This is a genomic window from Metaclostridioides mangenotii, assembly GCF_018917235.1.
Taxonomy (GTDB): domain Bacteria; phylum Bacillota; class Clostridia; order Peptostreptococcales; family Peptostreptococcaceae; genus Metaclostridioides.
On sequence record NZ_JAHLOF010000003.1, the window covers coordinates 1 to 14,246 of the forward strand.

Sequence of the window (14,246 nt, forward strand, 5' to 3'; positions counted from 1 at the left end):
CAGGGTAGGTTACCCACGCGTTACTCACCCGTCCGCCGCTCTCCCCCGAAGGGGTTCGCTCGACTTGCATGTGTTAGGCACGCCGCCAGCGTTCATCCTGAGCCAGGATCAAACTCTCAAAAAAAATTTGATGGCTCAGATACTATTGTTATCAAAATATCTGGCTTTATATGGTTTATTTCTTGTTTTCTTATAAATTAACCTACTGTTTAATTTTCAATGTTCTTTTAATACAATTTCTGTATTTACTATAAGTTTCTTTTGTTTCTCGTGCTTCTCTTGAGCACAGTAATAATAATATCATCTATTCTGTCATGAGTCAACACTTTTTTACAATTTTTTTATTTTTATTTTATTTTTCCATTACTTTGTTGTCTATAAGCTGTAAATTGTAGTTTTTTATAACTCCTATTAACATATCTGCGTATATCTTCTCTCCATTTTCATTGATTTTAGTACTGTAACCAGCATCTTCAAGAGCTTGGGCTTGGTCTACATAGAAATTTGAGTTAAACAAACCATGTTTACTATAGCGGCTATTATCTGTTAAAAACTTTCCATAATCTCTTACTGATTCTTTTTGTGATTTATATGATCTAAAGTTAGCTACTATTTTGTCATCATAATTTTCAGTTGTCTCAATTCCAACTTTTTCACCATTCCATCTATTATCTGCTTTTATTCCAAATAAGTTATTGCTTTTTTTTGTTAGAGCAGAGTTACCCCATCCAGATTCTAATATTGCTTGACTTATAGTTATTGAAGGGAGTATTCCATATTCATAATAGTTTTGTATTGCTGCATCTTCCATGTCTTTTATAAATAAGATTCTATAATCATTCTCTGAAAGTGTCTTTCCTAAAAAAACATACTCTAGGTCAGTAATACTTTGCTTTACCTCTTCTTTTTGAACATCATTAAATTGCAGTTCATTTAATACATCATCAAGCTTTTTTACTTTATATAAGGTATTTCCAGATTTGTCTTTATCTTTTACTAAGAATTTTTCACCAATTTTTATACTTTCACTCTTTCGTACCTCGCTTAAATCACCATCATTTTTTACTGATTCTATAGCCAAAATTTCTTTCCAGCTAACTTGAGCCTTACTTTCACTAACTTCATCGGCAATATTGACATAATACTCAATTTTTGAATTTTCAATGTTTTTTCTGCCAAAAATATCTTCAAGAGTTTTGGTAACATTGAATAAGACAATTATACTAAGCACAGTTGCAAAGGTTATAAAGATTTTTTTCATGCCTCGTTTGAATCCGCTATTTCTTCTTTTATTTCTTTTTATACTTTTCTCAGTCTTAGTAGCCATAATCATCCTTTCCTATCAATATAAATGAATTTATTTTAATAATTTTAACATATTTATACCAATTTAAAAAGAATATATCATTCCCTAAATATAAAATCCATTTATATTTTTATAAAATATTTCTTCTACCTTGGAGTCAATTAGTGTGTTATGCATTATTAAAAAGCATGAGAATATTTGAAAGTGAGACTTTATAAATGAAAAATTATATTTAACTAATCAAACAAACTACTTAATAAGAAAAAGGATATTACAATCAGCCGATTAGGCTATTGTAATATCCTTTTATTTATTTTGATTTTAACTCTATCCATGCTTTATCATAAAGCTTAATACTATTGCCAATATCAATGAAAGTTTCGCACTTATCTAAAATTTCATCTGAAGGGTAAGCAACTGGATCATTTTTAATCTCGTCATCTAAAAGATCTATAGCTCCGTTATTCGGCGTAGAATAGCCTATATATTCAGTATTAACCTTTGCATTTTCAGGATCTAATAAGAAGTTTATAAACATTTCTGCTTCTTTTTTATTCTTATTTGTACTAGGAATACACATTGCATCTACCCATTTATTACTACCTTCTTTTGGTATAGCGTACTCTAAATTAGGATTTTCATCCTTTAGAGTAACTGCATCCCCAGAATATATCATTCCCATAGCTACTTCTTCTCCAAGGAGCCTATCTTTTCCTTCATCATTTACATAAGCTAAAACTAAATCTTTTTGCTTTAATAATAGTTTTTTTGCTTCTTCGATTTCTTTAGGATTAGTGCTGTTCATGCTGTATCCTAATTTTTTGAGAGTTATACCCATAGTATCTCTAACAGAATCAAATACCATCATATTACCTTTATATTTAGAGTCCCATAGTATATCCCAGGAATCTATAGGCTCTTTAACTTCTTTTTTATTATAGAGTATACCTAGTGTTCCCCACATATAAGGGACACTGTACTCATTGGTTTTATCATACTCTGGATTTGTAAATCCATCATCTATATATTTAAAGTTTGGTATATTTTTAAAATCAATCTTTTCTAATAGGTCTTCATTCTTCATCTTTTCAACCATGTAATCTGATGGAAAAACTAAGTCGTAGTTTGTGCTCCCACTTTTTACTTTTTGGTACATCATTTCATTAGTATCATACGTCTCATATTGAACTTTGATACCAGTTTCTTTTTCAAACTTCTTAAGAAGCGATTCATCAATATAGTCACCTACGTTATATACATATAGTACCTTCTTAGAAGTATCTGTAGATTTTTTACAACCTGTAAACATAGCTATAGACATAATTAATACTAGTAAAAGAGATAATATTTTCTTAGTTTTCATTATTTTTTATCCCCTCCTACTATAGACTGTTTTTTATTTGATAATAAAAGTAGTACCAAAACAACTGTAAACATTATTGTAGATAAAGCATTTATCTCTGGTTTTATTCCTCTTCTGGCCATACCATATATCTCTATAGATAAGTTACTTACACCATTTCCTGTATTGAAGAAACTTATTATAAAGTCATCTATAGACATTGTAAAAGCTATCAGAAAACCTGAAATTATGCCTGGCTTTATTTGAGGAAGAATAACTTTTCTAAGAGCGTACATAGGTGTAGCCCCTAAATCCATAGCAGCATCCTCAATATTTTCAGGAAGTTGTTTAATCTTAGGTAAAACTGAAAGTATTACATAAGGAATACAGAACATTATGTGAGATAAAAGCATAGTCATAAATCCAAATTCCATTTTTACAAATATAAATAGACTCATCAAAGCAACAGCTGTAACAATTTCTGTATTTAAAATCGGAATATAATTTATATTTAAGATTATTTTTTTACTTTTACCTCTCATTTTTACAATCCCTATCGCACTAATAGTACCTATTATAGTTGCTATAACAGATGCTAAAACTGCAATGGTAACTGTATAATAAAGCGCACTCATTATCCCTTCATTTTGGAACAATTGGCCGTACCACTTAAAAGTGAATCCATCCCATTTAGACATGTACTTAGAATCATTAAATGAGAATAGTACTAGTGCACCTATTGGTGCATATAAGAATAAAAACACTAAGAATAAATATACATTAGATATAATTTTCTTTAATTTTAAAATAGGAATCCACCGCCTTCCGTGCCTGAATCATCATCCATCTTAGACATAACAGCCATTGATATAAGGATAATCACCATCATAAACATAGATATTGCGGAACCGAAATTCCAATCACCTACTACTGTAAATTGTTGCTCAATTAGATCACCAACCAGCATAACTTTTCCGCCTCCAAGAAGTCTAGATATCGCAAATGTCGTTACTGCTGGCATAAATACCATAGTTATTCCAGAAAATACTCCAGGTAAACTTAATGGAAATATTATCTTTCTAAATACTGTGATATTGTTTGCACCTAAATCGTGTGCTGCATTTATAAGATCTTCGTCCATTTTTGATAGAGCTGTATATATAGGAAGTACCATAAACGGTAAGAAGTTATAAACCATACCTAAAAGTACAGCATAATTTGTGTATAATATATTGATTCCTTCTAGTCCGAAGAATCCTAAAAATGTATTTAAAAGCCCGTTTTTGCCCAGTATTGCTACCCAGGCATAAGTTCTAAGAAGGAAATTCATCCACATTGGTAGAATAAACAATAGTATTAATTTACCTCTTTTACTTACTGGAAACTTTGAAATCAAATAAGCTACAGGATATCCAATAACAAGACATAACAAAGTTGCACCACCAGCTAATACTATAGAACGTCCAAAAACCTTAGCGTATATTGGACTAATTACTTCTTTGTAGTTTTCAAGAGTAAATACATATCCGGTATCTACTTCTTTAGTAAAACTAAAAAATACTACTAGTAATAAGGGGATTACTATAAAAATTAGACTCCACACGAAATAAGGATAAGCTAATATTGATTTTTTTTGAACTGTCTTCATTAGCTTCTCACTTTTTTCATTATATGGATATCTTCTGGATATATATCCATACCTAGTTCTGTTCCAATTTCAGCATTTTTCGTGTTCTGTATCAACCAAGTTCTCCCATTCTCATCTAATTCCATCTCGTAGTGAACCCCTTTAAATACAGAAGATATTACTTTTCCTTTAAGCATTCCTTCTTCAGGCTTTACCATCTTAATATCTTCTGGTCTTACAACAACTTCTATATCTTCATTTTTCTCAAAGCCTTTATCGACACATTCAAATTCGACTCCAGAAAACTTAACTCTGTAATCGTCAAGCATAACCCCATCTATAACATTACTTTCACCGATAAATTTCGCTACAAAAGCATTTTCTGGCTCATTGTAGATATCCTCCGGAGTACCCATTTGTTGTATTTTCCCTTTGTTCATTACAATTATTGTGTCTGACATCGTTAATGCTTCTTCTTGATCGTGAGTTACAAATATAAACGTTATTCCTAGCTTTTGTTGAATTCTCTTTAATTCTATTTGCATCTCTTGTCTTAATTTTAAATCCAGTGCTCCTAATGGCTCATCTAGTAACAATACCTTTGGCTCATTTACTAGTGCTCTAGCAATGGCAATTCTCTGTTGTTGACCACCACTTAAGGATTCTACTTTTCTTTTTTCAAATCCACTAAGCGCCACAAGTTTTAGCATATCCTTTACCTTTTGATCTATAACACTTTTCTCAACTTTTTTAATTTTAAGTCCAAATGCTATATTTTCATAAACATCCATATGAGGAAATAACGCATACTTTTGGAAAACAGTATTAACGCTTCTTTCATATGGTGGAACATCGCTAATTTCCTTACCTTCAAACATCACTTGACCTTCATCTGCAAATTCAAATCCAGCGATAATTTTAAGAGTTGTAGTCTTTCCACAACCACTTGGCCCTAGTAATGTCAAGAATTCATTTTTTCTAATCTCTAGGTTGAAATTATCCAAGACAATATTATCTTCATATGCCTTAGATATATTTTTTAATTCTACTATGTTTTCCAATTATCCAACACCTCTCTTTTAGAATGAGGGAGGAGTAGTCACCCAAAGAACCTTTGCTATAGTTTTTCCTTCATTTGAAATATAGTGATTTTCGCGTGATCTAAAATAAAAGCTCTCTCCCTTTTTCACTTTTAGTTTTTTATTTCCCATATGGACATATATTGATCCTGCCAATACATATCCAAATTCTTCGCCTTCATGAGGTTTTTCTTCCTTATATCTACCTGAAGATTCTAGAGTGATTATAATTGGCTCCATCTCATTTTTTTGTGCATTAGGTACTAACCATTTCAACTTATAATTTAATTCCTCATCTTCAGTTTCAAACATATCGTCCTTTGTGAAAGTTATCCTTTCATCATTTCTCTCATTAAAAAATTCTCTTAAATCTGTACCTAGAATTTCTAATATATCTATTAATGTAGCTATGGATGGTGATGTCAAATTATTTTCAATCTGTGATATAAAACCTTTTGATAGTTCACATCTATTTGCTAACTCTTCCTGGGTCAGCTGTTTCTCTATCCTTAGCCTTCTGATTTTTTCACCGATATCCATTTTGTGCCTCCTAATTTTACTAAACATTAAGTTTAATTTTTCTAAACAACATAGCTAATTATATATAAATTCACAGATAAATTCAAGGGTTTTTTTGTTTTTTTTATTTTTAACATATTTCATGTAATTAAGTTATATAAACATATTGGTAGTTTATTTTAAAAATAAGTTTATATTAATATTTAAAAAGTTTAGTTTTTCTAACTATTTTTTTAAAAATATAAAAATAGATATATTGATATTTTCAGTAATCAGATACTTTTTATACATGTTTAATATTATTATTTATTTATAGTTATTTACTATAAAAAAAGCACTCTTAATATTAAGAGTGCTAAATACTTTTATGCTATTTACTATAACTAAAATTATATTTTTTTACCAATGAGTAAGAAAACTCTAATATTTTACTCATATATTTATCAAAATATACTGCTAGAATAAAACAAAGTGTTGGTCTTATCATAAACTCAAACAGAGTATTCGATCCTAAAATTCCTTCTGAAATACCAAGTTTCTTTAAAGTAAGTGTTATTGCAAGATTTATAGTCATGTGATGTATCATAATCGAACACGTATTAGTACCAATAAAGTTAAGTACTTTTCTCGTTAGAATTAAATCTTTCTTACTTAATACTGAATATATAAGTTCTGAAATATTTAATATATACAGTATACCTAACATTGATGCGATTATAGGAGAAAAGTTATTTCTATAAAAAATCATAGTCCTCATACTAAAAACTGTGTTTTTCCCTGCTATTACAGTAAAAATTAATTTAACAGTTATTATTATAATCAGACTTTTCCACGAAAATTGGATTTTATCTCTAATATAGGTTGTAAAACAATAACCCAAATGGAAAAACAAAATGCCAAAACTTGTTCTAAATATGAATAATAGTAATACGTGTTGTTTCAATTCTATATTATTAGAAATAACAATTGATACTATTGAAACTACAATGAGTACGATTAAAATGTATAAATCAACTTTCTCATTATTATTTTCTAAAACTCTCTTTATAAGAGTGTAAAATATTTGAATAAAAAATAAGGAAAGCATAAACCAGGCTGGTCCATTTAAATTATACTGATATGCACCAAAGATTGGTTCAATAATTAGGTTGTAAAGAGTTATAGTATTTGCATTGCTAAAAACATTAGTGTTAATTAATATAGTTACTAATACTCCATAGAATAAATTCCATTTATAGTATGGTAAAACTAAAGTATTAATCCTTTTTGATACGAGTACTTTTAAATTATGAATATATGAAGGATTAAAGAAATAACCCGATAAAAATATAAATAACGGTATGTGAAATGAATAGGCAGGAAATAATTCTTCTGGCTTTGTTGAATATATTGGTATTCCGATATACTGATATATTCCTCCAATATGTCCGCTAACCACTAATAAAATTCCTAATGATTTTGCTATAGTTATATTGTTTAATTTAGCTTCAAAATCTTTCATGCCATTCTCTCCTAAGTATTCAAAATCACATTCAATCTATTTACACTTTTGTTCATCAAATATTTAGTCTTATACATTTGTTTGAGTAAATAAACTAATATATAAGATTTTATCTAATTACTCTCCTCTTCTTTAATAACTTTGTAAATATTAACATAATAATCATAATTGATATAGATATACCAACTATAATTAAATTTTGCTTAATATTACCTATACTATTAGGATCTCCACCCATTTTAATGTTACCTCTTTCTGTTGGAGCTGCTTTATTTTCTCCATTAGGCATTTCTCTATTTTGCTGATTATTATTGTTATTGGAGTCTTTTTTACTATTCTCACTGACATTCGAATTGTTCTCTAGTTCTGTTGGTTGTACATTACCATTCATAGGAGGCATATTACCATTTCCTGGCGATTGATCTTCATTTTGATCTGCATTTTTTCCATTTTTATCAGATTCATTTATGCTTCCAATATCCTCCGGAGGACCAGCAAATGCCTCTGATATCTCTTCCGTATTTTTATCTTTTACAGAGGATGTCTCTCCTGAAAGCTGAGATTTTATTGTAGCGCTCATTTTCTCAGATACTTCTAAAATTCCTGGAGTTGATTTTTGGCCCCTATTATCACTACTATCTTCTACTTTTGATGATATATTTGTTTTAAAGTCCTCATAATTATAAAATATTGTTGGATCTTCTTTAACATAGGGGTCTATTAAATCTGCTACTTTTGTTGTCATGTTCTCTATGTAATCTGAATCTAGATACTTTGTGACAATTTCATTTAAGTACTCATGGTATTTCTCTTTGTACTCACTATTTTTAAGTATTGTAGATACCATAGGTCGTTCATCCATGCTTCCTGTAGTGGGTTCGTCTATATATATACTTTGAACGTCATTTTGAATATCATTTTCCTGATTATTTTCCTCTCCAGTGTCTGTTAAGTTTTCATTATTAGTTTCTTTATTTGAAGTTTGATTTTGTGTTTGTTTATTCTTAGTTGCTTGTCCATTATTATCTTCTTTTCTAGACATACCTCCAGCTCCTCCAAAGCCTCCAAAAGACATATTGAAATCCCAAGGTAACATTGTGAACTTGCCATCCTGCTCATACAAATAGTAATTATGTGCAAAATTTCCTTGGTAACTATCTAAATTCAACAAAGCTGTATTTATAGCAATATTTTTAATTACTGAGTCTACATCTAAATATTTTTCTATATCTTCTCCAGTTTTAAGTGATTTAAGTAATTTAGTAACATTTGACCATGAATTGTTCTTTTTATCACCTTTGTAGACTAATGATGAATAACTCTCACTGTCATCATTTTGATAAACAAGAGAGGCTCTCTCCTCAGCTTTATACAATTCTCCTGTTGTATTTCCAAAGTTATTTTCTAGATATGAATCTCCTATATCTTCAACTGCAAGATAAAGCCCATGATATTCACCATTTATAGATACTTTTGCAAATGCAAATTCTGGCGTAGGTAGCCCCATGTCCTTACATATACTGTAAGATATGTATTCTCTCATGTATGATGGATCTGAATAATTGTTATTTAAGTTCAGTGTAGTTAGTCCCTCCATATTTTGACCATTATTGTATTTATCAAAACTTATCTTATAACTGTAACGATCACTATCACTGTTAGCGACAGATGTAAGACTAGAGTTCCCTTTAGTTCTGACACCAACATTACTATAAATATCACCGTTTACAGTAATATTACCTAGTTTAAATTCTTCTTTAATGGCATTTTCATCCATATCTTTTAAATCTTCCTCTGATATATCAAGATTTATATCCATTACCTTTTCTTTATCAAAATATTTTTCAATATATGTATTATCAAATAAATCTACACTAGCTACATCAGAAATACTGTATAAACCAATTATTACACATAAAAATGTTGCCATTACAGTTGTCAGGAGCACAAGATTTTTGTTCTTTCTCATATAAATTACTCCTCTCTAGCCAACATAATCTCCGTTATAGCTAACAAGAACTGTATTAGATACTCCTAATACGTTGTTTAATTTGTTTACAAAAACAGTCTCACCGTCTTTCATTCTAACTTCAATAACAAGTTCTATACCTTTTTCTGATGTGATACTCTTAGACTTTAGTTGATATTTATTAAATATTCTTTTAACCAAATCCATTGTTTCTTTTTCTGAATTCTCACCGTCACAGTTTACCATTAGTATGTATGGTGTAGATAAAATTGTCTTGTTAGAAAATACAACTAATATAAGTCCAATAATCATTGAACCCAATACTGCAAGTGGTATAAGACCAGCGCCCAAAACTATTCCCGAAGCTAGTGACCAAAATAAAAATACTAAATCCATCGGATCTTTAATAGCCGTTCTAAAACGCACTATTGATAATGCTCCTACCATACCTAGAGACAACACTACATTTGATGTAACTGCTAGTATAACGAATGTTGTTAATACTGTAAGTGCTACTAGAGAAACATTGAAAGGTCTTGAGTACATAACACCCATAAAAGTCTTTTTATATATTAAATAGATAAACATACCTATCAAAAATGCTGCTCCTAAAGCTAAAACACTGTCAATTATAGAAAATCCCGAAACTTTTTCTATAAAGCTAGATTTGAATATATCATTAAATGTCATTTTAAAATCATCCTCTCTTTTCTATCAGTTATTCTTAATTTTTTAATTTATACTTTTGTTCTTATATGTATAGCCTACTGGATACATACTTTGACATAGCAGTATTACTACATTTGTTTATTTGAATCAAATCTCTAACAAAGTCAGGCATAAATTCATCATACTTAACTTCAAGCACACTCATATCATTTTCAACTATAGGTGTTGTTATTGATTTGTAATCAAAAGGATCCAATGAATTCACCACCTTTCTAATATTACTATCTAGAGTTATTCTTACATTTCCAAGTGGGTATACATAAGCTTCCCTCTCATAATCTACTATCGATTTCGGTTGTAGCATAGTATGTTTTAATTTTATGTAAAACTCTTTAAGTAAACTATCTTCTCTTTGTTTTAAAAACTCAATGTCATTATTTAAGATTTTTTCCACATCATCTTTAGTAATTGATGCAGAAAATTTTAAAGTCATACCATTATTTTTAATCTTTTTTTCCAATTTGATAAAATCTGAATTGTAATTATAAAATCTAATTCTAAACTTCTCTCTATAAGGAACTCCATCCAGCTTTTCTGCTACAGCTTTATTTTTTGGGGTATCAAAGTATAGACTTCTAATAGTGTATTTTCCGTTTTTAGATGAATTCTGATCATTGTTCATTATTCTACATAGTTTTGACTTTATAGAAATTACATCAGCTTCACTTACTATATGTTTTATCTCAAATCTGTATTTAAAATTACTCTTCATGCAACCATTCCTTTCGCAGTATTTACTCTATATAACATAATCTATTTACTAACTTAATTTAAATATCTCCCTCCTCTTGCTTTTTTATTATATGTCACTTGTTTACCCCATTTCTCCGTAAAACAACGGCAAATTTGTGGCAAAATATACGCTTTAAATAAAATAACCTATAGAATTCATGGGTGAATATCTCCCCGGAATCCTATAGGTTATACTTTAGTATTAGTATGTTGGAAATTTAATTGTAAATACAGCACCTATATCACTATTAGATGCCTCTATAGAGCCATTGTGTTTTATAACTATAGATTCAACTATTGAAAGCCCAATTCCATGTTTGCCACCTTCGCCTTTGTAGAATCTATTAAATATATGTGGTAAATCTTCTTTTGAAATACCTTCACCATCGTCTTCAATTGATATATTTATATAATCATCTATATACTTACATCTAATAAATATATTCTTTTTCGCGTACCTTAAGCAATTTTCAATTAGATTGAGAAATGCTCTTGCTAGATACTTTTCATCGCAATTGTGGAGTACTGGTCTGGCATCAAAATCATATATAAATTCAATTTTATTATTTATAGCTCTTGCATTTAATTTTATACAACAGTTTGACAGAGTTTCTCTTAAATCACATTCATTCATTACATAACTTTTTGAGATATTGTCGACTTTAGATATATATAAAAGATCTTCTACCATATCACTTAGTCTATCGCTCTCTTCTAAGATTATATCACTAGCTTCATCTTTCTCTATCACATTGTATTTTATCGCTTCAGCATAACCCTTTATCGACATAAGTGGAGTTCTTAGTTCGTGAGAAGCATTTTGGAAAAAAGTTTTTTGCTCTTTATCGTATTTATCAAGATATTCAGCACTTTTATTCATAACTTTAAATAATTCTGAAAGCTCTTCATCTAAATAATCACTTTCCCTTGTACTAAAGTTACCCTCTCCTATTTGCTTTGCAAATCCAGATAGTTCTTTTATAGGTTTAGCAATTTTTTCTGATAAAATAGTAGCTATAATTATAGAAAGAGCTTCTGCAACACACATTACTAGTAATAGTACAAAGTTAATTCTTTTCGCTAAAGTAATCGTGCTAGATATATCGATAAAAATAATTAGATACTGTTCATCTATCTCATTTCTATTGGATATATTAACACTTGATACAAAATAATCTCTGCTTTTAGTGGATACTCTTCTGTTTTCTTTCGTATTTAAATCAAATTTTTTATTTTTAAGTTCATTATTTAAATTCTCCATCTCTGTTATATCTTTTAAAAAATCATTGTATCTATTTGGAATTAACAATGTATAATTAGAATTTATTACCATAGCGTTTGATTCTGATTCTATCTCAGCAAGCCTAACTTTTTCTTGCACATCTCTCATAAAATCAGAAATTTCTCTCGGTTCTTCTGTATTCTGATCTGTGGGTGGTTTTATAGGTTTAGGCATATCGTCTATTTTTTCTACACTCTTTCTAGCTCTTATTAGCTGTTCATTAGCACTAGAATCAATATATCTATTTACTAGCAAATTAAAAGACACAATGATCGCTAAAAATACTACTGTTATTAAGCATATTATACTAGCTAATATCCTAAACTTTATACTTAGTTTTTTTCCTTTAAATTTTATAATATTAGATTTTATTATATCAATCATCAATATTTTCCTTTAATCTAAAACCATATCCCCACACTGTTTCTATTTTTATATTTGTATTAGAAATCTTTTTTCTAAGCCTTTTTACAGTATCATCAACAGCTCTAGTTTCAACTTCAATATTATACCCCCAAATTTTATCTAATAATTCTTCTCTAGAAATAGCTCTATCACAATTTTTAAATAGATAGGTTATTAAATTATACTCATTTGGAGTTAAATATATATTATTCCCATCATATCCGTATTTCACAATTTTACTCCTTTCATCTATTACTACATCACCAAATTTAAGTTCAAAATTTCCTACTACTCCAGAATTATTTTGATCATTTGTAACATTTGAATTAAATTTTTTTAGTTGATTTTTCTCAAACTCAATTCTTCTAAAAATAGATCTTACTCTCATTACTAGTGCCATTGGGCTAAATGGTTTTGTAAAATAGTCATCACTTCCCAAAGTAAGTCCGGCAATATAATCTATATCTGTGTCTCTTGCAGTTAACATTATTATTGGAACAGTACTTATCTCTCTAAGTTTACTACATACTTGAAATCCGTCTAATCCTGGCATCATAATATCTAAAATTACGAAATCGCTATTTTTAATAAAAAACTCTTCTAAAAGCTCGCTTCCGTTAACAAAATCTTTAACTTCATAACCATCATCTTCTAAAAACTTTTTAACAAGCTTTCTTATATTTTCTTCATCATCAGCTATATATATAAGTTTTGACATAAATACCTCCTAACTATTACTAAAATAAATTATATCAGTTTTCTAGTATAATTCTTTATAAAAGTAAAATTAACATGTGGCAATTTTGCGGCATCAACCTATTTTTTGTATATTATTACTGAATTTTGTATGTTATTATAAGATAAGAAGATAATATATAAGAGGTGAATTACTTGATAGAAATAGGAAATTTTAATAAACTTATAGTAAAAAGGAAGACAGATTTTGGTTATTTTCTAGATGGAATGACTAATAACACAAAGGATGATATTCTTCTTCACAATAGATTACTTGGAGATAACAAAGTTGATATAGGAGACGAAGTCAACGTGTTTATCTTTAAAGACTCTGATGATAGAATTGCAGCTACTCTAATACCACCAATTGCAAAAGTAGGAGATGTCGCTTACTTAAAAGTAGTAGACAATACTGATATAGGGAGCTTTGTAGATATAGGGCTTACAAAAGATATACTTGTCCCATTTAAGGAAAAAACTTATCCAATATTTAGGGATGAAAAATATTTATTTTATATCTATTTAGATAAAAGTGAAAGAATAGCTGCCACTACTGATATCGACTTGCATTTAGCTACTGATCATGTTTACAAAATAGGAGATACTGTAAATGGAATAGTATATGGTTTCCAGACTAACAATTCCGCTATGATCTGTGTAGACAACAAATATGCAGCAGTGATACTTCACAATGAATATTATAGTGAACTAAAAGAAGGAGATACACTAGAAGGTCTTAGAATAATAAAAATCTATGAGGATGGAAAATTAGGTCTTACTCCACGACAAGAAAGAAAAGATGAGTTAAATGATCTTGAAAAGAAGATTGTTAACTATTTAGAAGGCGCAGATGGATTTATGAGATTTAACGATAAATCAGATCCTAAGGATATATCAATTCTATTCAATTCTAGTAAAAAGAATTTTAAACGCGCTCTTGGTGTACTTATGAAAAAGGATCTTATAACCCAAGATGAAAGCGGTACTTATTTAAAATAATTTTATAGTAAAAAGTATAAA

General features: G+C 29.1%; 13 protein-coding genes and 1 rRNA gene. 1 reads left to right on the forward strand and 13 read right to left on the reverse strand.

From position 1 onward, the window contains the following. The 13 genes from KQI18_RS05350 to KQI18_RS05410 form a co-directional block, all read right to left on the reverse strand. Positions 1-124: ribosomal RNA gene (locus KQI18_RS05350) — 16S ribosomal RNA — on the reverse strand; the annotation flags it as partial. Between the two features lie 228 nt (positions 125-352). Beyond that, positions 353-1,327 carry a glycoside hydrolase family 73 protein gene (locus KQI18_RS05355; protein ID WP_216466659.1) on the reverse strand — a complete coding sequence of 325 codons (975 nt, stop codon included), beginning with the start codon at positions 1,325-1,327 and terminating at the stop codon, positions 353-355. Between the two features lie 289 nt (positions 1,328-1,616). Next, complete coding sequence (locus KQI18_RS05360) at positions 1,617-2,672, reverse strand: ABC transporter substrate-binding protein (protein ID WP_420372066.1); 1,056 nt, start codon at positions 2,670-2,672, stop codon at positions 1,617-1,619. Then, positions 2,669-3,346, reverse strand: coding sequence for an ABC transporter permease (locus KQI18_RS05365; RefSeq protein ID WP_216467099.1), 678 nt, complete (start codon positions 3,344-3,346; stop codon positions 2,669-2,671). The genes KQI18_RS05360 and KQI18_RS05365 overlap by 4 nt, the downstream gene beginning before the upstream one ends. A gap of 104 nt (positions 3,347-3,450) precedes the next feature. After that, a complete protein-coding gene (locus KQI18_RS05370) occupies positions 3,451-4,296 on the reverse strand; it encodes an ABC transporter permease (protein WP_216466661.1) in 846 nt (281 codons plus the stop codon). Next, a complete protein-coding gene (gene potA / locus KQI18_RS05375) occupies positions 4,296-5,336 on the reverse strand; it encodes a spermidine/putrescine ABC transporter ATP-binding protein (RefSeq protein ID WP_216466662.1) in 1,041 nt (346 codons plus the stop codon). The genes KQI18_RS05370 and potA overlap by 1 nt, the downstream gene beginning before the upstream one ends. Positions 5,337-5,354: 18 nt before the next feature. Next, positions 5,355-5,894: a helix-turn-helix domain-containing protein gene (locus KQI18_RS05380; protein WP_216466663.1), complete on the reverse strand. Its 540-nt coding sequence runs from the start codon at positions 5,892-5,894 to the stop codon at positions 5,355-5,357. A 349-nt stretch (positions 5,895-6,243) separates the two neighbouring features. Next, positions 6,244-7,374, reverse strand: coding sequence for an acyltransferase family protein (locus tag KQI18_RS05385; protein ID WP_216466664.1), 1,131 nt, complete (start codon positions 7,372-7,374; stop codon positions 6,244-6,246). Positions 7,375-7,483: 109 nt separating this feature from the next. Next, positions 7,484-9,343, reverse strand: a complete 1,860-nt coding sequence (locus KQI18_RS05390) for a CotH kinase family protein (RefSeq protein WP_216466665.1) — start codon at positions 9,341-9,343, stop codon at positions 7,484-7,486. A 15-nt stretch (positions 9,344-9,358) separates the two neighbouring features. Further along, positions 9,359-10,033, reverse strand: a complete 675-nt coding sequence (locus KQI18_RS05395; protein WP_216466666.1) for a DUF4956 domain-containing protein — start codon at positions 10,031-10,033, stop codon at positions 9,359-9,361. A 61-nt stretch (positions 10,034-10,094) separates the two neighbouring features. Then, a complete protein-coding gene (locus KQI18_RS05400) occupies positions 10,095-10,784 on the reverse strand; it encodes a polyphosphate polymerase domain-containing protein (RefSeq protein WP_216466667.1) in 690 nt (229 codons plus the stop codon). Between the two features lie 222 nt (positions 10,785-11,006). After that, positions 11,007-12,470, reverse strand: coding sequence for a HAMP domain-containing sensor histidine kinase (locus KQI18_RS05405; protein WP_216466668.1), 1,464 nt, complete (start codon positions 12,468-12,470; stop codon positions 11,007-11,009). Then, positions 12,463-13,209 carry a response regulator transcription factor gene (locus KQI18_RS05410; RefSeq protein ID WP_216466669.1) on the reverse strand — a complete coding sequence of 249 codons (747 nt, stop codon included), beginning with the start codon at positions 13,207-13,209 and terminating at the stop codon, positions 12,463-12,465. Before KQI18_RS05410 ends, KQI18_RS05405 begins: the two co-directional genes overlap by 8 nt. Before the next feature lie 173 nt (positions 13,210-13,382). Here KQI18_RS05410 and KQI18_RS05415 point away from each other — a divergent pair, with 173 nt between their 5' ends. Next, entirely contained in the window at positions 13,383-14,225 is an 843-nt protein-coding gene (locus KQI18_RS05415; protein ID WP_216466670.1) for a S1 RNA-binding domain-containing protein, read from the forward strand. The last annotated feature ends 21 nt before the right edge of the window (positions 14,226-14,246 follow it).

Bases quoted from the DNA above. Each gene is read 5' to 3' on its own strand.
- KQI18_RS05380 (WP_216466663.1), bottom strand. From the start codon at position 5,894: ATGGATATCGGTGAAAAAATCAGAAGGCTAAGGATAGAGAAACAGCTG.
- KQI18_RS05410 (WP_216466669.1), bottom strand. From the start codon at position 13,209: ATGTCAAAACTTATATATATAGCTGATGATGAAGAAAATATAAGAAAG.
- KQI18_RS05365 (WP_216467099.1), bottom strand. From the start codon at position 3,346: ATGTCTAAATGGGATGGATTCACTTTTAAGTGGTACGGCCAATTGTTC.
- KQI18_RS05395 (WP_216466666.1), bottom strand. From the start codon at position 10,033: ATGACATTTAATGATATATTCAAATCTAGCTTTATAGAAAAAGTTTCG.
- KQI18_RS05370 (WP_216466661.1), bottom strand. From the start codon at position 4,296: ATGAAGACAGTTCAAAAAAAATCAATATTAGCTTATCCTTATTTCGTG.
- KQI18_RS05405 (WP_216466668.1), bottom strand. From the start codon at position 12,470: ATGATTGATATAATAAAATCTAATATTATAAAATTTAAAGGAAAAAAA.
- KQI18_RS05390 (WP_216466665.1), bottom strand. From the start codon at position 9,343: ATGAGAAAGAACAAAAATCTTGTGCTCCTGACAACTGTAATGGCAACA.
- KQI18_RS05400 (WP_216466667.1), bottom strand. From the start codon at position 10,784: ATGAAGAGTAATTTTAAATACAGATTTGAGATAAAACATATAGTAAGT.
- KQI18_RS05355 (WP_216466659.1), bottom strand. From the start codon at position 1,327: ATGGCTACTAAGACTGAGAAAAGTATAAAAAGAAATAAAAGAAGAAAT.
- KQI18_RS05385 (WP_216466664.1), bottom strand. From the start codon at position 7,374: ATGAAAGATTTTGAAGCTAAATTAAACAATATAACTATAGCAAAATCA.